A 22,856-nucleotide genomic window follows, 5' to 3' on the forward strand; every position below is an offset into this window, starting at 1 on the left:
AGCTCGGCGCAATACCTGTGGGAGCGGGCGTGCCCGCGAAGAGGTCAGTGAGGTCGATCAGGCGATCTTCTTCAGGCCCTGCTTCTTCAGCTCTTCATCGCGCAGTTCGCGGCGCAGGATCTTGCCCACGTTGGTGGTCGGCAGCGCATCACGGAACTCGATCTGGCGCGGGACCTTGTAGCCAGTGACGTTGGCGCGCATGTGTTCCATCACCTGCTCCTTGGTCACGGTCATGCCCGGCTTGACCACGATGAACACCTTGATCACTTCACCGGACTTCTCGTCCGGCACGCCGATGGCTGCACATTGCAGCACGCCCGGCAGGGCCGCCAGCACATCCTCCAGCTCGTTGGGGTACACGTTGAAACCCGAGACCAGGATCATGTCCTTCTTGCGGTCGACAATGCGCATGTAGCCGTCCGGCTGGATCACGGCGATATCACCGGTCTTCAGCCAGCCATTGCTGTCGAGGATCTCGGCGGTGGCCTCTTCGCGCTGCCAGTAGCCCTTCATCACCTGAGGGCCCTTGATGCACAGCTCACCCACTTCGCCCAGCGGCAATTCGTTGCCGGCGTCATCGATAACCTTGCACAGGGTCGAGGGTACCGGAATACCGATGGTGCCGACCTGGTTGGCCTCCGACGGGTTCACTGCAGCCACCGGGCTGGTCTCGGTCATGCCATAGCCCTCGCAGATGGCGCAGCCGGTCACCGCCTTCCAGCGCTCGGCCACGCTCAGCTGCAAGGCCATGCCGCCGGACAGGGTGATCTTCAGCGCCGAAAAGTCCAGGGCACGGAACGCCTCGTTGTTGCACAGGGCAACGAACAGGGTGTTGAGGCCGACGAAGCCGCTGAACTTCCACTTGCCCAGTTCCTTGACCATGGCCGGCAGGTCACGCGGGTTGCTGATCAGCACGTTGTGGTTGCCGATCAGCATCATTGCCATGCAATGGAAGGTAAAGGCGTAGATGTGGTACAGCGGCAGCGGGGTGATGAGGATTTCGCAGCCTTCGTGCAGGTTGGAGCCCATCAGCGCACGGCACTGCAGCATGTTGGCCACCAGGTTGCGGTGCGTCAGCATCGCGCCCTTGGCCACGCCGGTGGTGCCACCGGTGTACTGCAGCACCGCCACGTCGTTGGCCTGCGGGTTGGCCTCGGTCACCGGCTGGCCCTTGCCAAGCGCCAGTGCGTCGTTGAAGCGTACGGCACGCGGCAGGTTGTAGGCCGGCACCATCTTCTTCACGTACTTGATCACGCTGTTGATCAGCAGGCGCTTGAGCGGCGGTAGCAAGTCGGCCACTTCGGTGACGATGACGTGCCTGACCTGGGTCTTGGGCACCACCTTCTCGGCCAGGTGGGCCATGTTGGCCAGGCACACCAGGGCCTTGGCGCCCGAGTCGTTGAACTGGTGTTCCATTTCCCGTGCTGTGTACAGCGGGTTGGTGTTGACCACGATCAGCCCGGCACGCATGGCACCGAACACCGCTACCGGGTACTGCAGTACGTTAGGCAGCTGCACGGCAATGCGGTCACCCGGCTTGAGGTCGGTATGCTGCTGCAGCCAGGCGGCAAACGCCCCCGACAGCGCATACAGCTCGCCATAAGTGATAGTCTTGCCCAGGTTGCTAAAGGCCGGTTTGTCGGCAAAGCGTTGGCAGGATTGCTTGAGTACCGCCTGGATATTGGGGAATTCGTCAGGATTGATTTCCGCCGTAATCCCGGCTGGGTACTTATCCTTCCAAAAATGTTCGATCATGGAAGCCCACTCCTTCAGCAACAGCGAAGTTCGATTCACGCGTCGATGCGCTTATTATTGATATGAGATGACGGTTCGTTGCAAACCGGATCACCTGAAAGCGGGCCGAGAGTAACAGCTTTGCCAGGGGTCGCCTAGAGGCCAAAACAGGCTTCGCGGTCACAAAAATGACTCAATGAACAATGCAGGTCATTTTTAGAGTATTTATCCAAAATGTCGCAGAACGGGCTATAAACTGCCTGTTAGAGCGGTTTCCCGGCATTCGCGGGCTCGCCCGCTCCCACAGGGACGTCACAGTTCTTAAATGCTGTGCAGTACTTGTGGGAGCGGGCAAGCCCGCGAAGAAGCCAACCCGGAATCAAGCGATGTCGCGCAGCTCCCGCCGCAGGATCTTGCCCACCGGCGTCATCGGCAGCGATTCGCGCAGCACGATGTGCTTGGGTACCTTGTAGCCAGTGAAGTTGGCCTTGCAGTAGGCCTTCAGCTCATCCACGCTCAGCCCGCCCTCGCGCGGCACCACGAACAGCTTCACCGCCTCGCCGGAACGCTCGTCCGGCACGCCGATGGCCGCACAGTTGGCAACCTTGGGATGGCCCATCACCACGTCCTCGATCTCGTTGGGGTACACATTGAAACCCGAGACGATGATCATGTCTTTCTTGCGGTCGACGATGCGGGTGAAGCCGTCCGGGTCGATCACCGCGATGTCGCCGGTCTTGAACCAGCCGTCCGCATCCAGGGCCTGGGCCGTGGCCTCGGGCTGCTGCCAGTAGCCTTTCATCACCTGCGGCCCCTTGATGCACAGCTCGCCCCGCTCGCCCAGCGGCAGCTCGTTGCCGTCGTCGTCGATCACCTTGAAGGCAGTGCCCGCCACCGGGATGCCCACCGTGCCCAGGCGCGCCAGCTGGCCATAGGGGTTGGTGCTGGCCACCGGCGAGGTCTCGGTCAAGCCGTAGCCCTCGACGATGCGGCAACCGGTAAGCGCCTCCCAGCGCTCGGCCGTGGCCTTGACCAGTGCGGTGCCACCGGAGTTGGTGACCTTCAGCGCCGAAAAGTCGAGCTGGCGGAAGCCCGGATGATCCATCAACGCGACGAACAGCGTGTTCAGGCCCAGCAAGGCGGAGAAACGCCATTTGCCCAGCTCCTTGATGAAGCCGGAAATATCCCGTGGGTTGGTGATCAGCACGTTGTGGTTGCCGGTGACCATCATGCACATGCAGTTCGCGGTAAAGGCATAGATGTGATACAGCGGCAGCGGCGCGATCATCACCTCCTGGCCTTCCTTGATCAGCTTCTGCCCGTCCGGCCCGTGCTGCGAGAAACAGGCCAGCACCTGCAGCATGTTGGCCACCAGATTGCCGTGGGTGAGCATGGCGCCCTTGGCCAGCCCGGTGGTGCCGCCGGTGTACTGCAGCACGGCCGTGTCGTCCAGGCTGAGCGGCACCGGCTTGTGCGACAGCTCGCGGCCCTGGCGCAGCACCTGCTTGAACGACACCGCCTGGGGCAGCTGGTAGGCCGGCACCATCTTCTTCAGCTTGTCGACCACGGTGTTGACCAGCCAGCCCTTGGCGGTGGGCAGCATGTCGCCCATCTTCGCCTCGATCAGGTACTCGATGCCGGTATCGGGCAACACCTCCTGCACGCGCTTGCCGAACATGTTCAGGTACACCAGCGCACGCGCGCCGCTGTCCTTGAACTGGTGGCGCATCTCGCGCTCGGTATACAGCGGATTGGTGTTGACCACGATCAGGCCTGCGCGCAGGGCACCGAACACGGCGATGGGGTATTGCAGCACGTTGGGCATCTGCACCGCGATGCGGTCCCCCGGGTTGAGGTCGGTATGCTGCTGCAACCAGGCCGCGAAGGCCGCCGAATGGCGTTCCAGCTCGGCGTAGTTCAGGGTCACGCCCAGGTTGCTGAAGGCCGGGCGGTCGGCGAAGCGTTTACAGGAGCGCTCGAACACCTCGACGACCGAGGTGTAGGCATTGATGTCGATGGTCGAAGGCACGCCCGCCGGGCGCTTGTCATTCCAGAAGTCGGCTTGCATTTATTATTGTTCCTCTGCCTGGACCTGCTGTGAGTCCTGTAGTCCTTTCACCTGCCCGCCCGAAAGCGAAAAGGCGTTGATCCGACGTTAGCAGGTAAGCCCGAGGTGGCATATACGCCAAGTGCCGCCATTAACATTGTGAATCTTATTTGTGCCCTTCCTGCAATCCGCCCGGTTGTGCATACACTGTCCGGGTACCTGTGCGCACAAGGACCCGCCATGCCTCACGACGCCTTCTGGCTGCCCGCCAGCGAGCACTGCAGCCTGTATGTGCACCAATGGTTGCCGGCCAAACCGGTAAAAGCCGTGGTGCTGCTGGCCCACGGCATGGCCGAGCATGCCGGGCGCTACCAGCACCTGGGCCATGCCCTGAGCGAGGCCGGCTTCGCCTTGTTCGCTGCCGACCAGCGCGGCCACGGGCGCACCGCCGAACTGGGCAGCCTCGGCCTGTTCGCCCCCCATCATGGCTGGAATGCCGTGGTCAACGACCTCGGGCTGCTGGCCCAGCACATCGGCCAGCAATACCCGTGTACGCCGCTGTTCCTGTTCGGCCACAGCATGGGCAGCTACATTGCCCAGGCCTACCTGCTGCACCACAGTGGCAGCCTGCATGGGGCGATCCTCAGCGGCTCCAACTACCAGCCGGCGGTGCTGTACCGCGTGGCGCGGCTGATTGCCCGGCTGGAGGCCTGGCGCCAGGGGCCATTGGGCAAGAGCGCGCTTATCGAGTGGTTGTCGTTCGGCTCGTTCAACAAGGCCTTCAAGCCCAATCGCACAGCGTTCGACTGGCTCAGCCGCGACCCGGCGCAGGTCGACCTGTACGTCAACGACCCACTGTGCGGCTTTCGCTGCAGCAACCAGTTATGGCTCGACCTGCTGCAAGGCTTGGCGCAAATCAGCCAGCCGAGTAACCTCGCGCAGATCGATCCGAACCTGCCACTGCTGGTGATCGGTGGTGAATGTGATCCGGTCAGCGCCGGCAAGCGTCTCACCCACCTGGCCGACGCTCTGCGCGCGACCGGCAATCGACATGTACAGCTGCGCGTCTACCCCGAGGCGCGGCATGAAGTGCTCAACGAACTCAATCGAGACGAGGTCACCGGCGATATTCTCGCCTGGCTCGAACAGGCGCTGGCCCTTGGCCGGCCTGCCCGCAGCGAATGATAGGCGCCCTCGCCTGCCCTTTAAGGAAGCCCCGATGACCCAGGTCACCAACACGCCCTACGAAGCCCTCGAAGTCGGCCAGAAGGCCGAATACAAGAAGTCCGTTGAAGAACGCGACATCCAGCTGTTCGCCGCGATGTCCGGTGACCACAACCCGGTGCACCTGGACGCCGAGTTCGCTGCCAGGAGCATGTTCCGCGAGCGCATTGCCCATGGCATGTTCAGCGGTGCGCTGATCAGTGCTGCAGTGGCCTGCACCTTGCCCGGCCCTGGCACCATCTATCTGGGCCAGCAAATGAGCTTCCAGAAGCCGGTGAAAATTGGCGATACCCTGACCGTACGCCTGGAAATCCTCGAGAAGCTGCCCAAGTTCAAGGTGCGCATCGCCACCAATGTGTTCAACCAGAATGATGAGCTGGTGGTCCAGGGCGAGGCCGAGATCCTGGCGCCGCGCAAGCAGCAGACCGTCGAGCTGGTGTCGCCGCCGAATTTTGTGGCCAGCTGAAGTCTGATGTAGCCAGTACCGGCCTCTTCGCGGGCATGCCCGCTCCCACAGGGATTTGCATAGCCTTCAAGCCTGTGCCGATCCTGTGGGAGCGGGCGTGCCCGCGAAGAGGCCAGTGCAGCCAACATCATTCGACAGCCTGCAACCGCCGCTCGATATGCCTGCGCTCCGGCTCCTGCCGGGTCAGCGCCAGCGCCTGCCGCCAGGCCGCACGCGCCTGCTCCACATGCCCCAGCTGGTAATACAGCTCGGCCCGCGCCGCATGGGCCAGGTGATAGTCCAGCAGTTCACCCCGCGCCAGAATCCCTTCGACCTCCCGCAGGCCAGCCTCCGGCCCATCCCGCTTCGCCAGCGCCACGGCCCTGTTCAGCTCTACCACGGCCGACGGCCAATGCCGCTGCAGCACGTCATACAGCCCGACGATCTCGGCCCAGTCGGTCGCTTCGGCGGTCGCTGCTTCGGCATGCACCGCAGCAATCGCCGCCTGCACGGTATAGGCACCGAACGCCCGGCTTTGCAGGGCCTGGCGCACCAGTTCGCAACCTTCCTCAATGCGTTGCCGGTCCCACAGGCTACGGTCCTGCTGCTCGAGCAGTACCAGATTGCCCTGGCCATCGGTACGCGCCCGCTGCCGGGATGCTTGCAGCAACATCAAAGCCAACAGGCCAAGCGCCTCCGGGTCGGGTAGCAACTGCACCAGCAGCCGCGCCAGGCGAATGGCTTCGTCGCTCAGTTCCTGTTGCAACAGCGCCTCGCCCGATGACGCCGAATAGCCCTCGTTGAACACCAGGTAGATCACCCGCAGCACGCTCTCCAGGCGCTCGGGCAATTCGCTCAGCTCCGGCACCTGATAAGGGATGCCAGCATCGCGGATCTTGGCCTTGGCACGCACGATGCGCTGGGCGATGGTAGCCGGGCTCTGCAGGAAAGCGCGGGCGATCTGCTCGGTGGTCAGGTCGCACACTTCACGCAGGGTCAGCGGCACCTGGGCATCGGCGGACAAGGCCGGGTGGCAGCAGGTGAAGATCAGCCGCAGGCGGTCATCGGCCAGCAGCTCTTCTTCACTTGGGTCCTGCGCCTGGCCATCGAGCAGCATGCTCAGGTCCGCCTGGGAACGGTCGAAACGGGCGCGCCGGCGCAGCGCATCGATGGCCTTGAAGCGGCCGGTGGACACCAGCCACGCCCGCGGGTTATCGGGAATACCGTCGCGCTGCCAGCGCTCTACGGCGATGAAGAAGGCGTCGTGCATGGCCTCCTCGGCCAGGTCGAAATCACCCAGCAGGCGGATCAGCGTCGCCAGGATGCGCCGCGACTCGCGCCGGTAGACCGCCTCGACCTCGGCACGTACTTGCGCCAATGGCGTCATCAGTCGGGCATCCGCTGGGTCACCACCTCCACCAGGCGGTCCAGGCTTTCTCCCCAGCCCTGGTGAAAGCCCATTTCCTCATGGGCACGGCAGTCGGCGGCATTCCAGTGCCAGGCGCGGGCGGTGTAGCGGGTTTTGCCCTGCTCCTCGTCAAAACTGATCACGGCAGTCATGAAGGCCTTGTCCGAAGGCACCCAGCCCGGGCCGAAGGCATCGGTGAACACCAACCGACGCGGCGCGGCGATTTCCAGGAACACGCCCTGGTTCGGGTACTCGCTGCCATCCGGCGCCCGCATCAGGGTGCGGAACAGGCCACCGATCCACAACTGCATCTCGCACTCCGGGGTGGTCATGCCGTGCGGCCCCCACCACTGCATCAGCCACTGGGGATCGGTCCAGGCGCGGAACACCTTGGCCGGAGGCGCGTCGATCAGGCGGCTGATGGACAACTCGTGTTGCGCTTGCGCGGGGTGTGCAAGGCTCATGCTGGTAGGTCTCCGTTGCTGTCAGGGTTGCAGTTCGCGCACCGGCCGCACCTCGACACTGCCGACCCGTGCGGCGGGGATGCCCTTGGCGATGTTCAGTGCCTCGTTCAGGTCGCGGGCCTCCACCAGGTAGAAGCCCGCCAGTTGCTCCTTGGTCTCGGCGAACGGGCCGTCGGTCAGGCTCATGTGCCCGTTGCGCATGCGCACGGTGGTGGCGGTCTGCACCGGCTTCAGCGCCTCGGCTGCCAGCATTCGCCCGGAACCTTGGATGGATTCGGCGTACGCCATGCATTCGGCGTCTTCCGGGCTGTCGGGCAGGCTGTGCAGCAGCCCCTCGTCACAATAGACCAGGCACAGATATTTCATGGTCACCTCCAGGGCATTGGCAAAGTGCGTTTGGCGATAACGGCTCAGGGCTTGAGATCGAACAGGGCTTTCTGGGTTTCCATGTCGAACGGCGCCGACCAGTGTTCGTGGATGACCTGCCACTGGCCACCTTGACGACGATAGCCCACGGTGGCGCGCATGAAGCCGCACTGGCTTTCATTGTCCGCCGGGCCACAGCGGTTCAGCCAGTGGGCCAGGGCCAGGTCGCCAGCGGCATGCACGGTCAGCTCGGCAAATTCGAAAACCATCGGGCCGGGGCACATGCCCATGCACATTTCCCAGTGCGCCTGGTAGGTGGCCTTGCCTTTGAATTGCAGGGACTGGATGGCATCGAAGGCGACGATGTCGTCGGCGTAGGGGGCGATGATGTTGGGGATGTCGCGGTCGCGCACGGCCTGCATCCAGCGCTCGATCAATTGGCGGATCTCGGTTTCGGCTGCGGTGCTCATCGGGGGTTCCTCCGACAGGTCATGGGTGGTTGGGCACGGGGTGCAACGTGCTTTCACCTATGGTCGAACGGGGGACGGCGGAATCGACAGGCAGCGGAAACTATTCTGCATGGGTGATGGCAGAATACCCGCGAGAAACAACGAAAAAGCAGGCTGGTTCAGGCCATTGCGGCTTGTTCAAAGACCTCATCGGCCCACTGGTTGAGGCTTTTGCCGGCAGCACGGGCAGCAACACTCGCGGCGGCATGAACTTCGGGGCGGATACGCAGCATTACTTTGCCCGAGGCAGGTTTTTCCGGCGCAATGCCCTGCTCTGCACAATCGGCCAGGTAATCTTCCAGCGCATCGCGAAACGCCTCATGCAACTCGGGCACCGAGCTTGCGTGAAAACTGATGATGTCACGCATCCCAAGCACACGGCCGACGAAGATATCGTCACGCGCGTCGTACTCGATACGGGCGGCGTAGCCTTTGTAGCGCATGCAACTCATATCCTGACTCCTGCCCGCAAGAAGAATTCACGGGCTTCTTCAATCTGATACCGCTTGGCTTCCTTGCCTGGATGAGGCCGATGGCATCTCCAGAATTGGCCACCAAGCACCAGCTTGACCCTGGAACCTTGCCGCTCCAGCACCTCACCGCCAAGATGGAGTACCAATGCCTCGATCTCGGAGAAAGCCAACGACGCCGTAGCCGGCGTTCGGAAGATTGCGTCGAGGATTTTGCGGTATCGAGTGTTCATCGAAAAATGCTATCAAATAAAGATAGCACTTTTTCCTCGATATTCATTCAGGATTTTTCTGTTGCTCGAACTGCAATACGGTTGATGACCCCGACGCCAGCAGGCCGTCGACGGGGCCATCAACACCAGGCAAGGGCCCGCTCAACCCTGCTGGCAACCCTCACCCATGGCCCGGTACTGGATGGTATGCACCTGGCCTTGATGGTCTTCGTAGGTCATGGTCGCAGGTACCACTTCGCAGACGTTGGGGATGGTCGACAGGTTGATCACCCGCTTGATGTCCAGGTTCATGGAGTAGTCGTACTGCTGGGCCACAGGCTCGCTGGAGACGGGTTTGACCTCATCGGCGAGGGCGAACGAGGACATACCGACCAATGCAAGAATCAGTAATGGTTTCATGTGTGTTTGCCTTTTGAGCATTCAAGCTGATCGATCGACTTCTATTGCCGTAACCGGCGCGGAGAAGTTGCCATCTGCGGTGAAGATGGCACGAAGTACCGATCCCGCTTCGTACTGCCAGTGGGGATGGCTAAAAGTCTACTCCTGGCCCGGAATAGTTGAACCCCGAACTCGGATATTCACCCTTGCCAGATATGCAACAATCTGCGACAAGATGACCAAAAAACCTCAGGCCAGAGCATCTGGTCGCATTTCAGGGTAGGACGCGCGATTTCTGAAAATGTGCACTGTTCGAAACTTTCGGACCCGGAACGCCGGCTGCTGGACAACTTTTACCGCCAGCACGGCTCACGCATGCGCGCTGCCGGCGACGCTCAGCTGTGGGTAGCGCGAGGCCCGGGCATCATCGCGGGCCTGAGCCTGAGCGCGGTGGACGATGGCGTCTGGCTGACCGGGTTGTTCGTCGACCCGCAGCGACGCAGCCAGGGGGTGGCCGGGCGGTTGGTCGCGGCGGCGCTGGCGCAGGCTGGCGGGCCCACCTGGCTGTTCTGCCACCCGGACCTCGCGCCGTTCTACCAGCGCCTGGGCTTCGACATGGCTCTGCAGCTGCCGCAAGCCCTGGCTGGCCGCCTGCAGCGCTACCAGCGCAGCAAGCGCCTGGTGGCCATGCAGCGAGGTCAGTCGTCGCTGGCGTCCAGCCCGGGGAACAGCACCTCAGTGTAGCCGAACCGGGAAAAGTCCTGGATGCGTGACGGGTACAACCGACCGATCAGGTGGTCGCATTCATGCTGCACCACCCGCGCATGGAAGCCGTCGGCAAAACGGTTGATCGGGTTGCCCTGGGGGTCGATGCCTTCATAGCAGATGTGCTTGAACCGAGGCACCACGCCGCGCAGGCCGGGCACCGACAGGCAGCCTTCCCAACCGTCCTCGATCTCGCTGGACGTTGGCGTGATGACCGGGTTGAGCAGGATGGTCTGCGGCACCGGTTCGGCATCCGGGTAACGCTCGCTGCGCTCGAAACCAAAGATCACCAGCTGCAGGTCGATGCCGATCTGTGGCGCGGCCAGGCCCACGCCGCCCACATGGCGCATGGTTTCGAACATGTCGTCGATCAGTTGCTGCAGTTCGGCGCTGCCGAGCATATGTTCGGGTACTGGCGGGGCGATGCGCAGCAGGCGTTCGTCGCCCATCTTGAGAATGTCTCGGATCATCGGGGGTTCGGCTCGGAAGATTGATGCTCGCTCGGTACAGGGTGCTCATGGCCCAGCACGGTAATGGTTTCGCCGGGCTTGTGCTCATCGACGTCCTTCTCGCCAGGGTTCTTGCCCTCGCTCGACATGTGCTCGATCACTGCGTTCATCTCCGCGCCCAGCAGCAAAACGGCGGCGGAGATATAGAAATACAGCAACAGCACGATGATTGCACCGATACTGCCGTACATTGCGTTGTAGTCGGCAAAGGTCTTCACGTAGTAGGCAAAGCCCAGCGACGCCAGGATCCACACCACCACCGCCAGCACCGAGCCCGGTGTGATGAAGCGGAATTCCTGCTTCACATCCGGCATCACGTAATAGATCAGCGCCACCGCCACCATCATCAGAATGATGATCGCCGGCCAGCGCAGAATGGTCCACACGGTGACGATCACCTCCTGCATGCCGACCTGGGCGGCGATCCACTCCATCACCTGCGGCCCCAGTACCATCAGCGCCGCAGCCACCAGCAGCATGCCGGCAATGCCCACGGTGTAGATGATCGACAATGGAATGCGTTTCCACACCGGGCGGCCCTCGGGCACGTCGTAGGCGGCGTTCATCGCGCTCATCATCAGGCGCACACCGGCTGATGCGGTCCACAAGGCAATCACGATACCCACCGACAACAGCCCGCCCTTGGACTGCTGCAACTGGTCGATCACCGGGTTGACCTGCTCCAGCGCCTGGGGAGGCAGCACCAGTTCCGATTGCAGGCGCAGCCAGGAGAAGAAGTCCGGCAGGTGCAGGAAGCCGATCAGGGCGATCAGGAACAGCAGGAACGGGAACAGCGAGAACAGCATCTGGTAGGCCAACGCGGATGCGTAGGTCGACATCTCGTCGTCGAGAAATTCCTTGACGGTGCGTACCAGCACGCGGTGCAGGGGCAGGCCGCGCAGGTCGGGAAAAATCATAGCGTCTCCTTTCGCCGCTTGATTCGTGAGTACCACGGGTAAGTCTAATAGACCGTGCCGTTACTGTGCTGATCCCGGCCATGCTGCAAGAATTTGCTTACGCCAGTACCGGCCTCTTCGCGGGCACGCCCGCTCCCACCGGTACTGCAGACTTAAAGCACCGTGCAGTACCTGTGGGAGCGGGCGTGCCCGCGAAAAGGCCGGGACAGGATACTCACATCAAGGCTTCTTCACCGCGTCCTTCACGTTGCCCTTGATCTGTTGCCCCTCGCCCTTGAGCTCCTGAGCCTCGCCCTCGGCCCGCAGCCGCTCGTTGTCGGTGACTTTGCCAACACCCTGCTTGACGTTGCCGATCGCTTCGTTGGCCAAGCCTTTCGCTTTGTCTTTGGTACCGCTCATGGCAAAACTCCTGAAATTGGGGACACGTGAACCGTGCCGACAATCGGTGGACCCAACACCTTCGCCAAGCGTTCCAACGGTTTTTTCGCCTTCGAACCGAGCGGCAAGGCAGCTGGCAAACCTTGCCCCGCTACCCGCCACCCCTCACAATGCAGGCCTTCATAGCGTCAACCCGCAGGAACCTGCATGAAACTCGACAAACCCGCCGCCATCGCCCGGCGCAACGAAGCACTGGCCCGCCCGGTGCTGACCAGCAGCAACACCCTGTTCGCCATTCTCGACCGCAAGCGCAACCTGTGGTGGTTCGAGGTGCCGGTGGCGCTGCTGCGCAAGGGCCAGCCCGACTGGGTAAACCTGCTGCTGCACACCCCGGAAAGCGACGAGCTGCAGCACCTCAAGGTGCCGACCAACTTCCTGCGCGCTCACCAGGAACAAATGGAAGTGCGCAACCCCGGCAAGCGCCGCTCGACCATCAGCCTGGCCCTCAGCGCCGACCGCGACTCGCTGCTGCGCGACACCCGCCCCGGTGGCGAGCAGCTGGACTTCCGTACCTTCGTGCAGGCCTGATCAGGCCTTTTCGATGCGATCGTCATGGATGACGATGCGGCCCTGCTTGAACAACCCGCCAATGGCCTTCTTGAAGTTGCCCTTGCTGACGTTGAACAGCTTGCTGATCAGCGCCGGGTCGCTCTTGTCGCACACTCCCAGCACCCCGCCTTCGGCCTCCAGGCGCGCCATGATCTGCTCCTGCAGGTTGTCGGCCAGGGCAGCGCCCACCGGTTGCAGGCTCAGGGCGATCTTGCCGTCCGCGCGCACTTCCTTGATGAAACCCTTCTCGTGCATGCCCGAGCGCAGGAACTTGAACACCTCGTTCTTGTGGATCAGGCCCCAGTGGCGATTGTTGATGATCGCCTTGAAGCCCATCGGCGTTTCGCCGGCCACCAGCAGCTCGACCGGCTGGCCCACCTGGTAGTCCGCCGGGGTGCGGTCCAGGTAGCGGTCCAGGCGTGAGGTGGCAGTGATGCGGCGGGTGCGCTTGTCGAGGTACACATGTACCACGCAGTAGTCGCCGATCTTCAGCGGCCGCGCCTCTTCCGAATACGGCATCAGCAGGTCCTTTGACAGGCCCCAGTCGAGGAAGATGCCGGCACCGTTGATGTCCTTGACCTTGAGGCTGGCGAACTCGCCGACCTGCACCTTGGGCTTCTCGGTGGTGGCGATCAGCTGGTCTTCGCTGTCCAGGTAGATGAACACGTTCAGCCAGTCATCGACCTCGGTTTCGGCGTTTTTCGGGATGTAGCGCCCAGGCAGCAGGATCTCGCCGTCGGCGCCGCCGTCCAGGTACAGGCCGAAGTCCACGTGTTTCACGATTTGCAAACTGTTGTAACGCCCAAGCAGAGCCATTTCCGATGTTCCTCAAGACAAGGCGGCTATTCTACACCTGAAGCCAGCGCGCCGCCCGACCGCTGATGCAGTGGAACCGTCAGCGTCCCCCTTGCGTCTACCGTCGGGCCAGCACCCGCAAGGAACAGCACATGCCGTTACGCCTGTCCAAAGCCCTGCTCATCGCCATTGGCTTCGCCCTGGCCCTCGCCGCCTGCAGCCGCATCGACCTGGCCTACCGCAACCTCGACCGCCTGGTGCCGTGGTCGCTGGGCGACTACCTGGCCATGAACAGCGAGCAGAAGGCCCTGCTGGACGACCGGCTGCGCGAGCACCTGGCCTGGCACTGCAAGACCCAGTTGCCTGGCTACCTTGACTGGCTGGACCGGATACGCGGCATGGTCGCCGACGACCAGGTGACCGACCAGGCCCTGCAGCAGCGCACCCACGAAGCCCGCGAGGCGATTGGCCGGGTGGCCGAGGCAATTACCCCGTCGGCCACCGAGTTGCTGCGCGGCATGAGCGATGCACAGGTGGCGGAAATGCGCGAAGCCTTCCGCGACGATATCGCCGAACGGCAGAAGCAGTATGTGGACACACCGTTGGCCAAACAGATCGCCCGCCGTGCCGAACGCATGGAGAAACGCCTGACGCCGTGGTTCGGCGAACTGACCGCAGTGCAGAGGCAGCGTGTGCAGGCCTGGTCCCAGGCGCTGGGCGACCAGAACCGCCAATGGATCGCCAACCGTGCGCACTGGCAGCAGCAACTGCTGCTGGCGATGAACCAGCGCAACGACGCCAGCTTCGAACCGCGCCTGGCGACGTTGTTGCAACGCAAGGAGAGTTTGTGGACGCCGGCGTACCGGGCGGCGTATCAGAATACCGAGCAGCAGGCGCGCAGCTTGCTGGTGGACCTGGTGCGGCAGAGTACCCCGCAGCAGCGGCGGTTTCTGCAGGAACGGCTGGGCAAGGTGCGCACCGACTTCAGTGAATTGAAGTGCTTGAAGGGGTGAGGGTGAAAAGCAGGCCCGGCCTCTTCGCGGGCTTGCCCGCTCCCACAGGAACCCACTGCCCTCGATACCTGTGATGTACCTGTGGGAGCGGGCGAGCCCGCGAAGAGGCCGGGCCTGATATAACAAGATCACCGCCCCTTGCGCCGATACGGAAACACATCAATCACCTTCCCCTCACGAATCGCCGCCTGCAACCCCTTCCAGTAATCCGCGTCATACAGCTCTCCATGCAAGCGGCTGAACAACCGCCGCTGGCCGATGTCGGCAAACAGGAACGGCGGGAATTCCTCGGGGAACACGTCATGCGGCCCAATCGAGTACCACGGCTCGCCCGACATCTCGTCCTCCGGGTAACGTGGCGGCGGGATATGGCGGAAATTCACCTCGGTCAGGAAGCTGATTTCGTCATAGTCATAGAACACCACCCGGCCATGGCGGGTAACGCCAAAATTCTTCAGCAGCATGTCGCCAGGGAAGATATTCGCCGCCGCCAGCTGCTTGATGGCCAGGCCGTAATCTTCCAGCGCCTCCAGCACCTGGCCCTCGCTGGCGTGCTCCAGATACAGGTTCAACGGCGTCATCCGGCGCTCGGTCCAGCAGTGGCGGATCAGCACCGTGTCACCTTCCAGCGCCACGGTCGATGGCGCCACCTCCAGCAGCTCGGCCAGGCACTCCGGCTCGAACTTGCTGCGCGGGAAACGAAAATCGGCGAATTCCTGGGTATCGGCCATGCGCCCGACGCGGTCGACGCTTTTTACCAGCCGGTACTTGTCGATCACCGTGGCGCGATCGACCGTCTTCGATGGAGAAAAGCGGTCCTTGATGATCTTGAACACGGTGTTGAAGCCCGGCAGGGTAAACACGCTCATGACCATGCCGCGCACCCCCGGCGCCATGACGAAGCGGTCGTCGCTGCTGGCCAGGTGGTTGATCAGCGCCCGGTAGAACTCCGACTTGCCGTGCTTGTAGAAACCGATCGAGGTGTACAGTTCGGCGATGTGCTTGCCCGGCAAGATGCGCTTGAGGAAGTTGACGAACTCCGCCGGCACCGGCACATCGACCATGAAGTACGAGCGGGTGAAGGAAAAGATGATCGACACCTCGGCCTCATCGGTGATCAGCCCATCGGCCTCGATACCGTGCCCTTCGCGGTGCAGCAGCGGGATGACCAGCGGCCACTGCTCGTCGCTGTTGAACAGCCGGCCAACCAGGTAGGCGCCCTTGTTGCGGTACAGCACCGGCGAAAACAGCTCCACCGCCAGGGTCGGGTCCTTGCATACCCAGTCCGGCAGGCAGTCGCGCAGTTGGTCTTCCAGGCGCGTCAGGTCGCCTTCCAGGTCGCCGTACGGCACATCGAACGGGTAATCAGTGAACACCGCCCGCAGCAGGCCCTTGAGCCCACCGTCAGGCCGATAGGTACGGGTTTGCGCGGCGCGCTCACGGCCGCGCATGGACGGTCGGGTGGTGTGGATGAACATGCAGCCGTCGCTGATCAAGTCGTGGCTGAACAGGCTGCAGAACAGCGAGTTGTACCAGGTCTCGGACAGCTCGTCGTCCAGCCGTGGGTCGATCAGGTGGATATAGGCGTTTTTCACCAAGGGCCATTGCTCCACATCCAGCAGCACATCCTCGGCAAAGCCCTGGCGCAGCCAGCCGTTGACCTCGGCGACCTTTTCTTCATAGAGATTGATGCGGGCGGCGGAAGCACGCTGGATATCCTGCCAGTGCGCTTGCTCGAAGCGCTTGCGGGCACCGAGGGTGATGCGCTGGAAATGGTCGCGGTAGTCGTCGAAGCCGGCGAGGATCATCCGGGCGATTTCGATAGCTGGCCAGGGCTGGGGCATGCGAAGACCTCGGTGCGGTGTTGAGTTACAGAGCTTAGTCGCCTCTTGGTTTTTGCGGAGCCTGTGCCGGCCTCTTCGCGGGCTCGCCCGCTCCCACAGGATTACCACAGTGCCGAGCATTGCAGAGAACCTGTGGGAGCGGGCATGCCCGCGAAGAGGCCAGCACTGGTTTACACCGCAAGAAAGCACAAGAATCCCCAGCCCCCCTGACGTACACTCGCGCCCCTGCCCCGCCTCCGGAGACCGCTGTGAGCCCCATCGCCCTAGCCCGCCTGCTGACCCTTGCCGCCGTCTGGGGGGCGAGTTTCCTGTTCATGCGCATTATCGCCCCCGAGCTGGGCACGGTGCCGACGGCATTCTTCCGCGTGTCCATCGCCTGCCTCGGCCTGATCGCGCTGCTCGCCGCCGCCCGCGTGCGCTGGGATTTCAAGGGCAAGCTCGGGGCCTGCCTGGTGCTGGGCATGATCAACTCCGGCATCCCCGCCACCTTCTACTCCGTGGCCGCCCAGGTACTGCCTGCCGGCTACTCGGCAATCTTCAACGCCACCACGCCGCTGATGGGCGTACTGGTCGGCGCGCTGTTCTTCCGCGAACCGATGACCCTGGCCAAGCTCTGCGGCATCTTCCTGGGCCTGTTCGGCGTCGGCATCCTCAGCGGCGCCGGCCCGGTGGCCCTGGACCTGGCATTGCTGCAAGGCGCCCTCGCCTGCCTGGCGGCCACCACCTGCTACGGCTTTGCCGGCTTCCTTGCCCGCCGCTGGGTCAGCGGCCTGGACAGCCGCCTGTCGGCACTGGGCAGCATGCTCGGCGCCACCCTGATGCTGAGCCCGCTGTTCGCCTGGAGCGCACTAAGCCAGCCACCGGCCAGCTGGGGCGGCTGGCAGGTGTGGCTGTCGCTGCTGGGCCTGGGCCTGCTGTGCACAGCGTTCGCCTACATTCTGTACTTCCGCCTGCTGGAGGAGATCGGCCCGGTCAAGGCCAGCACCGTGACCTTCCTGATCCCGGTATTCGGCGTATTGTGGGGGGCGTGGTTGCTGGACGAACCGTTGTCGATGGCGCACCTGTACGGCGGCCTGCTGATTGGCCTGGCATTGTGGCTGGTGCTGCGCCCGGCACGCAGCTGAAGCGGGTACACGATGAACGACGCGTACAAAAAGGTGCTGTTCCGCCTGGAGCAGGATGAAAACGGTTACCCGCCGGCCTCGGTCGAAGGCCTGTGGGCCAAGGCCGTGGAAGGCGGCCATGCCGTCGACAATATTCCCTTCCATGTCTACGGTATCGCCCCGGGCGATGTGATCGGTACCCGTGAGGAAGCCGGCGAAACCTGGTTTACCGAACTGCGCCACAGCAGCGGCAGCTCGGTGTTCCGGGTTATCGTCAAGCCCCCGGAAACCCTGGACCAGGTGCGCGCGGCCTTGCACGACTTCGGCTGCAACTGCGAAACCGAGCAGGCAGTGAAGATGCTGGCGGTCGAGGTCCCGCCGCAGCGCTCGCTCGACACCTTGCTCTACTACCTGCTCACCCAGCGCGAAGCCGGCCTGCTGGACTTCGAGGAAGGCGTACTGCGCCACGCCATCCCCGAAGAGTTCCGCTAGGGTCTACGCCTCGGCCAGGCGCGCGGCGGGCTTGCGGAACACGAACAGCAGGCCCACCACGATCAGCCCCATGCCCAGCAGGCTGAGCGGCGCCAGGCGGTTGCCGAAGATCAGCAGGTCCATCACCGCGGTCACTGCCGGCACCAGGTAGAACAGGCTGGTGACATTGACCAGGTTACCCTTGGCGATCAGCCGGTACAGCAGCAGGGTCGCCAGCAGCGAGACCACCAGCCCCATCCACAGCAGCGCGCCGACGAAACCACCCGTCCACTCCACCTGCAGCGGCTGCAGCGGCGCGAACAGCGCGCACATGGCAAAGCCGGCCAGATATTGCAAAGGCAGCGTGCCCATGGGGTTGTCGGTGATGCGTTTCTGCAGGATCGAGCCGAAGGTCATGCTGGCCAACGCCAGCAAGGCGAACAGCATCCCCGCCAGCGACACCCCGCCCAGGTTGATGCCCTGGTAGACCACCATGATCAACCCGCCAAGCCCCAAGCCCAGGCCGAACAAGCGGCTCCAGGAGCGCTGGCGCTCCATCAGCACCACGGTCAGGATCGGTTGCACCCCCATCACCGTGGCCATCACGCCGGGTGTGACATGGGTGGCGAGCGCCAGCAGGTAGAAGATCTGATAGGCGCCAAGCAACACGCAGCCGGTGCCCAGGGCCCGCAGGATGGCCCCGCGACTGCGCGGCCAGCGCAGCCCCAGCAACGGGCCGATCAGCAGCAGGCCGGCCAGGGCCAGCGCCGAGCGCAACAGCAGGAAGGCGAACGGGCTGGCATGCGCCAGGCCCAGCTTGGAAACGATCGCCCCGCTGCTCCACAGCAGGACGAACAGGCTGGTAGTGGCCGCCGAGGCCACGGATGCTTTGCTAAGGACAGACATGTATTGCCACCTGAATATAAGGCGAATAAGCCAGACGGACGGCGTGCGCTTCAGCGTAGAAAGTCGCCGACCGTGTTCAGTAGGTTGCGTGTGCGAAGGGGTGCGGCCAGAAGCCGATCAGCCCAGCACGACCACGCAAGGAGGCGGAGCTACGCCGCCTACGACGCCACTGACAGGTGGTGGTGGATAGTGACTGATCATCGCCGGCTGCTGGCAGCCACGCACGACCATGCCCGCGACTGGCGCGACGGCAAAGTGTGTGGTGGAAGGGCTGGCTGGCATGAACAGGTCTTCGGGAAGAGAACAGTGGGCTGGACTATAGCCCGGTGCCAAGCAGCTGGCAACCTCCCCAAACTCAACCTGGCGCATATCACCGTGGGGCAACTGTCCTGCTCAATCTCGAAGCTTCCGCGATCCCTGTGGGAGCGGGCGCGCCCGCGAACACCGGCGAAGCCGGTGCCATACACCGTGTCGCCTGCTTCGCGGGCACGCCCGCTCCCACAGGGGTTTATGCAACCTTCGAGTTTTTGAGCAAGCCAGCCGCGACCATAGGGGCCGCGTCTGTATTGGTTAATTTCTCACCACCCCGATTCGTCTGAATGCGAAACGCAGCCCGCATTCACCCGTTTCGAGGATCACCGATGAACGTATCCGCCTGGCTCCACCGGCCAGCCCAGATCACCTGCCTGCTGCTGGTCAGCGCCTACGCCCACGCCGCCAAGCCCGGCGACGTGTTCAAAGACTGCAAGGACTGCCCCGAGATGGTCGTGCTGCCCGCCGGCAGCTACGTGATGGGTGCCCCCGACGACGAAGTCGGCCGCCAGCCCGACGAGGGCCCGTTGCACACCGTGACCTTCGCCAAGCCCTTCGCCATGAGCCGCTACCAGGTCACCGCCGGCGAGCTGGACGCCTACATCAAGGCCACCGGCACCGTCATCAAGAGCGGCGACGACCGCCCAGGCCGCTGGTGCGAAGCCAGCAAGCCCAGCTACAAGCAGGGCCCCCGCCAACCAGCGGTGTGCGTCGACTACGACGAAGTGCAGGCCTACACCCGATGGCTGGCGAAAACCACCGGCAAGCCCTACCGCATGGTCAGCGAAGCCGAGCGCGAATACGCCGCCCGCGGCGGCTCGACCGGCCCGTTCCCCTTCCCTTTCGACGAACCCGGCAAGTACGAGATCAGCAAGCACGCCAATACCTATGGCCCAAGGGATGGCTACACCTTCACCGCCCCGGTGGGCAGCTACCCGCCCAATGCCTTTGGCATGTACGACATGCACGGCAACGTCTACGAATGGGTCGCCGACTGCTACCACGACAGCTACGAAGGCGCCCCCACCGACGGCAGCGCCTGGATCCAGGACCCCACGTGCATCCGCGCGCACATGCGCGGCAACGACTGGGGCGAGCCGCCGATCTTTTCCCGCTCGGCCAACCGCAACGACCGCCTCAAGACCACCCGCGGTGACTTCCTCGGCTTTCGCGTAGCACGCGAACTGTGAAGTTGTGACGCGGTTAACGCAGCACCGGCTAAAAAAATCGCCAATAAGAATCGTTCCGGTTTTTCACAGGTGCTGCGTCCTATAGCTGACATAGAAAAAAACCCCTCTGCCAACGAGACCGCACCAGATGTCCAAGTCCTTGCCCGGCCCGCTCAACCCGCTTGCCAAAGCATTACTGATCCGTCATTCCCTTCGTCCCCAGCGTGCGTTCACACGCATCGGCCTGGGCCTGGCGATATCCGCTGCGATGGTTGCCCAGGTGCAGGCACAGGAGTGGACACTGGATATTCCCGCGCAGTCGATGAACTCGGCGTTGCAGGCACTGGCCAGGCAGACCGATACCCAGTTGCTGTATAGCCCGGAAGATATCGGTGGCCTGCGCTCCTCCGCACTCAAGGGGCGCCACGACCTCGCTTCGTCCCTGCGCATCCTGCTGGGTGGCAGCGGGCTGCGTTATCAGATCGACGGCAACACCGTGACGGTAACAGCGGGTTCAGCCGCAAAGGATGGCCAGGTCGAGCTTTCGGCGACCAACGTCAATAGCGTGGGCCTGGGGGCCACTACCGAAGGCACGGGTTCCTATACCACCGGCGTGACCAGCACGGCCACCCGCATGAACCTGTCGATACGCGAAACACCGCAAAGCATCAGCGTCATCACCCGCCAGCAAATGGACGACCAGCACCTGGCGACCATTACCGACGTGCTGAAGCAAAACCCGGGCATCACCATGTCCCAGGACGGTGGCGAGCGCTTCCACATCTATTCGCGCGGTTCGGAAATCAGCACCTACCAACTCGATGGCGTGAACACTACGCAGGACTACCTGACGCGCAACATGCCCAACACCCTGATGGACATGGCCATGTTCGACCGCATCGAGATCGTCCGCGGTGCCACTGGCCTGATGACCGGTGCGGGCGAGCCCAACGGTGTGGTCAACATGGTACGCAAACGCCCCACGCGTGAATTCCAGTCGTATGTGCAGGCCGGTGTGGGCTCGTGGGACTACTATCGCACCGAGGCCGACGTGTCCGGCCCGCTGATCGAAAGCGGCAAACTGCGTGGCCGCCTGGTGGCTGCCAAGCAGAGCAACCAGAGCTACATGGACTGGTACAGCCAGGACCGTGACCTGGTCTACGGCGTGCTCGAAGCAGACCTGACCGATACCACCACCGTGCGCTTCGGCATGGACTACCAGACCTACGACGCCAATGGCGCGCCAGGTGTGCCGCTGTTTTTCAGCAATGGCCAGCCCACCAACTTCTCCCGCTCGACCAGTTCCGGGCCGCGCTGGATGTATGAAGACTACACCACCAAGAACTACTCCTTCGGCCTGGACCAGGAGTTAGGCAATGGTTGGCAGTTGAAAGTGGCCGGCAACTACATGGATGTCGATCGCGACTCGCTGTCGGCGTTCTACCGCACCGGTGCGGGCGTATCTACCCTCGATCAAGCCACCGGCAACGCCAAGTCCGACCTGCTGCAAGTCGATGCCCACCAGGTTCAGCGGGGCATGAACATTACGCTGCAAGGGCCCTTCGAGTTGTTTGGCCAGACCCACGAACTGGTGACCGGCTTCGACTACATGGATTACGAGAACAACCACTTCACCGGGACAGCGGGAGAAGCCACTTTCAACTTCTACACCTGGGGCAACCGCATACCACAACCTGGCAATTATTCACCACTGCTTGACTACGACCTGAATATCCGCCAGACCGGTTACTTCATTGCCACCCGGCTCAATTTCACCGATGACCTGCACATGATTCTCGGTGCCCGTACCACAAATTACCGTTCGGACTCTAACCAGGTAGTGTTGACCACTGGCATCGGCAATCCCACGCAACTGAAGGAGCACGGAGAGGTAACACCGTACGCCGGCCTGATCTATGACCTGACCGATGAGCAATCGGTGTACGCCAGCTACACCGATATCTTCAAGCCCCAGACCAGCCGCGACCGTACCGGCAAGGTGCTGGACCCTGTGATCGGGCAGAACTATGAAATGGGCTGGAAAGGTGAGTTCTACGATGGCCGCCTGAATGCCAACGCCGCGATCTACCTCATCAAGCGCGACAACCTTGCAGAGGAAGACACCGGCTTCAGCGTACCGGGCGTACCTAACTCCACCGCTTACCGCGCGGTCAGCGGCGCCGAAACCAAGGGTATCGATCTTGAACTGTCCGGCGAAGTGGCTCGCGGGCTGGAAGTTCATACCGGTTACAGCCACTCACGCACGGAAGATGCCAATGGCACTCGCCTGACGTCGCAATTGCCGCTGGATACCTTCCGCCTGTGGACTACCTACCGCCTGCCTGGCGAATGGGAGCGTCTGACTGTTGGTGGAGGGGTCAACTGGAATTCCAAGCAATCCCTGGCCACCCGCTACAACACGCGCATTACCCAGGAAGACTACGCCGTGGCCAGCCTGATGGCCCGCTACAAGATCAGCGAGCACCTGGCCGCCACGCTGAACGTGGACAACCTGTTCGACAAGAAGTACTACGCAGGCCTGGCCGGCAATTATGGCCACTATGGCGCGCCGAGAAACGCGACGCTGAACCTGCGCTACGATTTCTGATCAGCAGAACGAAAAAAGGCGACCCTGGAGGTCGCCTTTTTCATGCCTGCATGGTCTTCGCGTCGGTACGCGATCCGTTGTAGGAGCGGCCTTGTGTCGCGAAAGGGCTGCAAGGCAGCCCCGGCAATTCCTGCATCACTGCTGAGCCCCCGGGGCCGCGTTGCGGCCCTTTCGCGACA

At 62.9% G+C, this 22,856-nt stretch carries 25 protein-coding genes; 9 read left to right on the forward strand and 16 right to left on the reverse strand.

Annotation, left to right across the window (positions count from 1 at the left end; genetic code table 11):
- Positions 1 to 57: 57 nt before the first annotated feature.
- Together fadD1 and fadD2 are read right to left on the reverse strand one after the other, a co-directional pair.
- Entirely contained in the window at positions 58 to 1,755 is a 1,698-nt protein-coding gene (fadD1, locus tag QIY50_03620; protein ID WGV21361.1) for a long-chain-fatty-acid--CoA ligase FadD1, read from the reverse strand.
- 358 nt (positions 1,756 to 2,113) lie between these two features.
- The gene (gene fadD2 / locus QIY50_03625) at positions 2,114 to 3,802 is read right to left on the reverse strand and encodes a long-chain-fatty-acid--CoA ligase FadD2 (protein WGV21362.1); all 1,689 of its coding nucleotides are present in this window, start codon (positions 3,800 to 3,802) and stop codon (positions 2,114 to 2,116) included.
- Between the two features lie 219 nt (positions 3,803 to 4,021).
- Between fadD2 and QIY50_03630 the strand changes: the two genes are divergently transcribed.
- Complete coding sequence (locus QIY50_03630; GenBank protein WGV21363.1) at positions 4,022 to 4,966, forward strand: lysophospholipase; 945 nt, start codon at positions 4,022 to 4,024, stop codon at positions 4,964 to 4,966.
- 34 nt (positions 4,967 to 5,000) lie between these two features.
- The gene (locus QIY50_03635) at positions 5,001 to 5,471 is read left to right on the forward strand and encodes a MaoC family dehydratase (GenBank protein WGV21364.1); all 471 of its coding nucleotides are present in this window, start codon (positions 5,001 to 5,003) and stop codon (positions 5,469 to 5,471) included.
- Positions 5,472 to 5,598: 127 nt separating this feature from the next.
- On the opposite strand, the gene QIY50_03640 is transcribed toward QIY50_03635, so the two are convergent.
- The 7 genes from QIY50_03640 to QIY50_03670 form a co-directional block, all read right to left on the reverse strand.
- Positions 5,599 to 6,837: an RNA polymerase sigma factor gene (locus tag QIY50_03640; protein ID WGV21365.1), complete on the reverse strand. Its 1,239-nt coding sequence runs from the start codon at positions 6,835 to 6,837 to the stop codon at positions 5,599 to 5,601.
- A complete protein-coding gene (locus QIY50_03645) occupies positions 6,837 to 7,322 on the reverse strand; it encodes an SRPBCC family protein (protein ID WGV21366.1) in 486 nt (161 codons plus the stop codon). The genes QIY50_03640 and QIY50_03645 overlap by 1 nt, the downstream gene beginning before the upstream one ends.
- A gap of 21 nt (positions 7,323 to 7,343) precedes the next feature.
- Positions 7,344 to 7,688 (reverse strand): YciI family protein, encoded by a 345-nt coding sequence (locus tag QIY50_03650; GenBank protein WGV21367.1) that lies wholly within the window; start codon positions 7,686 to 7,688, stop codon positions 7,344 to 7,346.
- 44 nt (positions 7,689 to 7,732) lie between these two features.
- Positions 7,733 to 8,158: a nuclear transport factor 2 family protein gene (locus QIY50_03655; GenBank protein ID WGV21368.1), complete on the reverse strand. Its 426-nt coding sequence runs from the start codon at positions 8,156 to 8,158 to the stop codon at positions 7,733 to 7,735.
- A gap of 158 nt (positions 8,159 to 8,316) precedes the next feature.
- Positions 8,317 to 8,649: a type II toxin-antitoxin system HicB family antitoxin gene (locus tag QIY50_03660; protein WGV21369.1), complete on the reverse strand. Its 333-nt coding sequence runs from the start codon at positions 8,647 to 8,649 to the stop codon at positions 8,317 to 8,319.
- Complete coding sequence (locus tag QIY50_03665) at positions 8,646 to 8,900, reverse strand: type II toxin-antitoxin system HicA family toxin (GenBank protein WGV21370.1); 255 nt, start codon at positions 8,898 to 8,900, stop codon at positions 8,646 to 8,648. The genes QIY50_03660 and QIY50_03665 overlap by 4 nt, the downstream gene beginning before the upstream one ends.
- 141 nt (positions 8,901 to 9,041) lie before the next feature.
- Positions 9,042 to 9,299 (reverse strand): DUF2790 domain-containing protein, encoded by a 258-nt coding sequence (locus QIY50_03670; protein WGV21371.1) that lies wholly within the window; start codon positions 9,297 to 9,299, stop codon positions 9,042 to 9,044.
- Positions 9,300 to 9,653: 354 nt separating this feature from the next.
- On the opposite strand from QIY50_03670, the gene QIY50_03675 reads away from it, so the two are divergent.
- Positions 9,654 to 10,022 (forward strand): GNAT family N-acetyltransferase, encoded by a 369-nt coding sequence (locus QIY50_03675; protein WGV22997.1) that lies wholly within the window; start codon positions 9,654 to 9,656, stop codon positions 10,020 to 10,022.
- On the opposite strand, the gene def is transcribed toward QIY50_03675, so the two are convergent.
- From def to QIY50_03690, 3 genes are all read right to left on the reverse strand, one after another.
- A complete protein-coding gene (gene def / locus QIY50_03680) occupies positions 9,977 to 10,513 on the reverse strand; it encodes a peptide deformylase (GenBank protein WGV21372.1) in 537 nt (178 codons plus the stop codon). The two genes, QIY50_03675 and def, sit on opposite strands and share 46 nt — an antisense overlap.
- Positions 10,510 to 11,469, reverse strand: a complete 960-nt coding sequence (locus tag QIY50_03685) for a YihY/virulence factor BrkB family protein (GenBank protein ID WGV21373.1) — start codon at positions 11,467 to 11,469, stop codon at positions 10,510 to 10,512. Before QIY50_03685 ends, def begins: the two co-directional genes overlap by 4 nt.
- Positions 11,470 to 11,688: 219 nt before the next feature.
- Positions 11,689 to 11,868 carry a CsbD family protein gene (locus QIY50_03690; protein WGV21374.1) on the reverse strand — a complete coding sequence of 60 codons (180 nt, stop codon included), beginning with the start codon at positions 11,866 to 11,868 and terminating at the stop codon, positions 11,689 to 11,691.
- Positions 11,869 to 12,054: 186 nt separating this feature from the next.
- Between QIY50_03690 and QIY50_03695 the strand changes: the two genes are divergently transcribed.
- Positions 12,055 to 12,435: a hypothetical protein gene (locus tag QIY50_03695; GenBank protein WGV21375.1), complete on the forward strand. Its 381-nt coding sequence runs from the start codon at positions 12,055 to 12,057 to the stop codon at positions 12,433 to 12,435.
- Here the strand turns inward: QIY50_03695 and QIY50_03700 are convergent, their stop codons facing one another.
- Positions 12,436 to 13,272, reverse strand: coding sequence for a S1-like domain-containing RNA-binding protein (locus tag QIY50_03700; GenBank protein WGV21376.1), 837 nt, complete (start codon positions 13,270 to 13,272; stop codon positions 12,436 to 12,438).
- 131 nt (positions 13,273 to 13,403) lie between these two features.
- Here QIY50_03700 and QIY50_03705 point away from each other — a divergent pair, with 131 nt between their 5' ends.
- Entirely contained in the window at positions 13,404 to 14,264 is an 861-nt protein-coding gene (locus tag QIY50_03705) for a DUF6279 family lipoprotein (protein WGV21377.1), read from the forward strand.
- Positions 14,265 to 14,392: 128 nt separating this feature from the next.
- Here QIY50_03705 and aceK read toward each other — a convergent pair whose 3' ends face one another.
- Positions 14,393 to 16,108 carry a bifunctional isocitrate dehydrogenase kinase/phosphatase gene (aceK, locus tag QIY50_03710; protein ID WGV21378.1) on the reverse strand — a complete coding sequence of 572 codons (1,716 nt, stop codon included), beginning with the start codon at positions 16,106 to 16,108 and terminating at the stop codon, positions 14,393 to 14,395.
- Positions 16,109 to 16,356: 248 nt separating this feature from the next.
- Here aceK and QIY50_03715 point away from each other — a divergent pair, with 248 nt between their 5' ends.
- Together QIY50_03715 and QIY50_03720 are read left to right on the forward strand one after the other, a co-directional pair.
- Positions 16,357 to 17,232, forward strand: coding sequence for a DMT family transporter (locus QIY50_03715; GenBank protein WGV21379.1), 876 nt, complete (start codon positions 16,357 to 16,359; stop codon positions 17,230 to 17,232).
- A 12-nt stretch (positions 17,233 to 17,244) separates the two neighbouring features.
- Complete coding sequence (locus QIY50_03720) at positions 17,245 to 17,703, forward strand: DUF4265 domain-containing protein (GenBank protein WGV21380.1); 459 nt, start codon at positions 17,245 to 17,247, stop codon at positions 17,701 to 17,703.
- Between the two features lie 3 nt (positions 17,704 to 17,706).
- Here the strand turns inward: QIY50_03720 and QIY50_03725 are convergent, their stop codons facing one another.
- Both QIY50_03725 and QIY50_03730 read right to left on the reverse strand, forming a co-directional pair.
- Entirely contained in the window at positions 17,707 to 18,588 is an 882-nt protein-coding gene (locus QIY50_03725) for a DMT family transporter (protein ID WGV21381.1), read from the reverse strand.
- Positions 18,589 to 18,705: 117 nt separating this feature from the next.
- Complete coding sequence (locus QIY50_03730; GenBank protein WGV21382.1) at positions 18,706 to 18,870, reverse strand: hypothetical protein; 165 nt, start codon at positions 18,868 to 18,870, stop codon at positions 18,706 to 18,708.
- Between the two features lie 359 nt (positions 18,871 to 19,229).
- Between QIY50_03730 and QIY50_03735 the strand changes: the two genes are divergently transcribed.
- Positions 19,230 to 20,090: a formylglycine-generating enzyme family protein gene (locus tag QIY50_03735; GenBank protein ID WGV21383.1), complete on the forward strand. Its 861-nt coding sequence runs from the start codon at positions 19,230 to 19,232 to the stop codon at positions 20,088 to 20,090.
- Positions 20,091 to 20,217: 127 nt separating this feature from the next.
- Positions 20,218 to 22,677, forward strand: coding sequence for a TonB-dependent siderophore receptor (locus tag QIY50_03740; protein ID WGV21384.1), 2,460 nt, complete (start codon positions 20,218 to 20,220; stop codon positions 22,675 to 22,677).
- Positions 22,678 to 22,856 lie beyond the last annotated feature (179 nt).

The organism is Pseudomonas putida (assembly GCA_029953615.1).
GTDB lineage: Bacteria > Pseudomonadota > Gammaproteobacteria > Pseudomonadales > Pseudomonadaceae > Aquipseudomonas.

What these genes read in the sequence shown, in the direction of transcription:
- fadD1 (WGV21361.1), bottom strand. Translation starts at nt 1,755, where the DNA reads ATGATCGAACATTTTTGGAAGGATAAGTACCCAGCCGGGATTACGGCG.
- fadD2 (WGV21362.1), bottom strand. Translation starts at nt 3,802, where the DNA reads ATGCAAGCCGACTTCTGGAATGACAAGCGCCCGGCGGGCGTGCCTTCG.
- QIY50_03630 (WGV21363.1), top strand. Translation starts at nt 4,022, where the DNA reads ATGCCTCACGACGCCTTCTGGCTGCCCGCCAGCGAGCACTGCAGCCTG.
- QIY50_03635 (WGV21364.1), top strand. Translation starts at nt 5,001, where the DNA reads ATGACCCAGGTCACCAACACGCCCTACGAAGCCCTCGAAGTCGGCCAG.
- QIY50_03640 (WGV21365.1), bottom strand. Translation starts at nt 6,837, where the DNA reads ATGACGCCATTGGCGCAAGTACGTGCCGAGGTCGAGGCGGTCTACCGG.
- QIY50_03645 (WGV21366.1), bottom strand. Translation starts at nt 7,322, where the DNA reads ATGAGCCTTGCACACCCCGCGCAAGCGCAACACGAGTTGTCCATCAGC.
- QIY50_03650 (WGV21367.1), bottom strand. Translation starts at nt 7,688, where the DNA reads ATGAAATATCTGTGCCTGGTCTATTGTGACGAGGGGCTGCTGCACAGC.
- QIY50_03655 (WGV21368.1), bottom strand. Translation starts at nt 8,158, where the DNA reads ATGAGCACCGCAGCCGAAACCGAGATCCGCCAATTGATCGAGCGCTGG.
- QIY50_03660 (WGV21369.1), bottom strand. Translation starts at nt 8,649, where the DNA reads ATGAGTTGCATGCGCTACAAAGGCTACGCCGCCCGTATCGAGTACGAC.
- QIY50_03665 (WGV21370.1), bottom strand. Translation starts at nt 8,900, where the DNA reads ATGAACACTCGATACCGCAAAATCCTCGACGCAATCTTCCGAACGCCG.
- QIY50_03670 (WGV21371.1), bottom strand. Translation starts at nt 9,299, where the DNA reads ATGAAACCATTACTGATTCTTGCATTGGTCGGTATGTCCTCGTTCGCC.
- QIY50_03675 (WGV22997.1), top strand. Translation starts at nt 9,654, where the DNA reads ATGCGCGCTGCCGGCGACGCTCAGCTGTGGGTAGCGCGAGGCCCGGGC.
- def (WGV21372.1), bottom strand. Translation starts at nt 10,513, where the DNA reads ATGATCCGAGACATTCTCAAGATGGGCGACGAACGCCTGCTGCGCATC.
- QIY50_03685 (WGV21373.1), bottom strand. Translation starts at nt 11,469, where the DNA reads ATGATTTTTCCCGACCTGCGCGGCCTGCCCCTGCACCGCGTGCTGGTA.
- QIY50_03690 (WGV21374.1), bottom strand. Translation starts at nt 11,868, where the DNA reads ATGAGCGGTACCAAAGACAAAGCGAAAGGCTTGGCCAACGAAGCGATC.
- QIY50_03695 (WGV21375.1), top strand. Translation starts at nt 12,055, where the DNA reads ATGAAACTCGACAAACCCGCCGCCATCGCCCGGCGCAACGAAGCACTG.
- QIY50_03700 (WGV21376.1), bottom strand. Translation starts at nt 13,272, where the DNA reads ATGGCTCTGCTTGGGCGTTACAACAGTTTGCAAATCGTGAAACACGTG.
- QIY50_03705 (WGV21377.1), top strand. Translation starts at nt 13,404, where the DNA reads ATGCCGTTACGCCTGTCCAAAGCCCTGCTCATCGCCATTGGCTTCGCC.
- aceK (WGV21378.1), bottom strand. Translation starts at nt 16,108, where the DNA reads ATGCCCCAGCCCTGGCCAGCTATCGAAATCGCCCGGATGATCCTCGCC.
- QIY50_03720 (WGV21380.1), top strand. Translation starts at nt 17,245, where the DNA reads ATGAACGACGCGTACAAAAAGGTGCTGTTCCGCCTGGAGCAGGATGAA.
- QIY50_03725 (WGV21381.1), bottom strand. Translation starts at nt 18,588, where the DNA reads ATGTCTGTCCTTAGCAAAGCATCCGTGGCCTCGGCGGCCACTACCAGC.
- QIY50_03730 (WGV21382.1), bottom strand. Translation starts at nt 18,870, where the DNA reads ATGCCAGCCAGCCCTTCCACCACACACTTTGCCGTCGCGCCAGTCGCG.
- QIY50_03735 (WGV21383.1), top strand. Translation starts at nt 19,230, where the DNA reads ATGAACGTATCCGCCTGGCTCCACCGGCCAGCCCAGATCACCTGCCTG.
- QIY50_03740 (WGV21384.1), top strand. Translation starts at nt 20,218, where the DNA reads ATGTCCAAGTCCTTGCCCGGCCCGCTCAACCCGCTTGCCAAAGCATTA.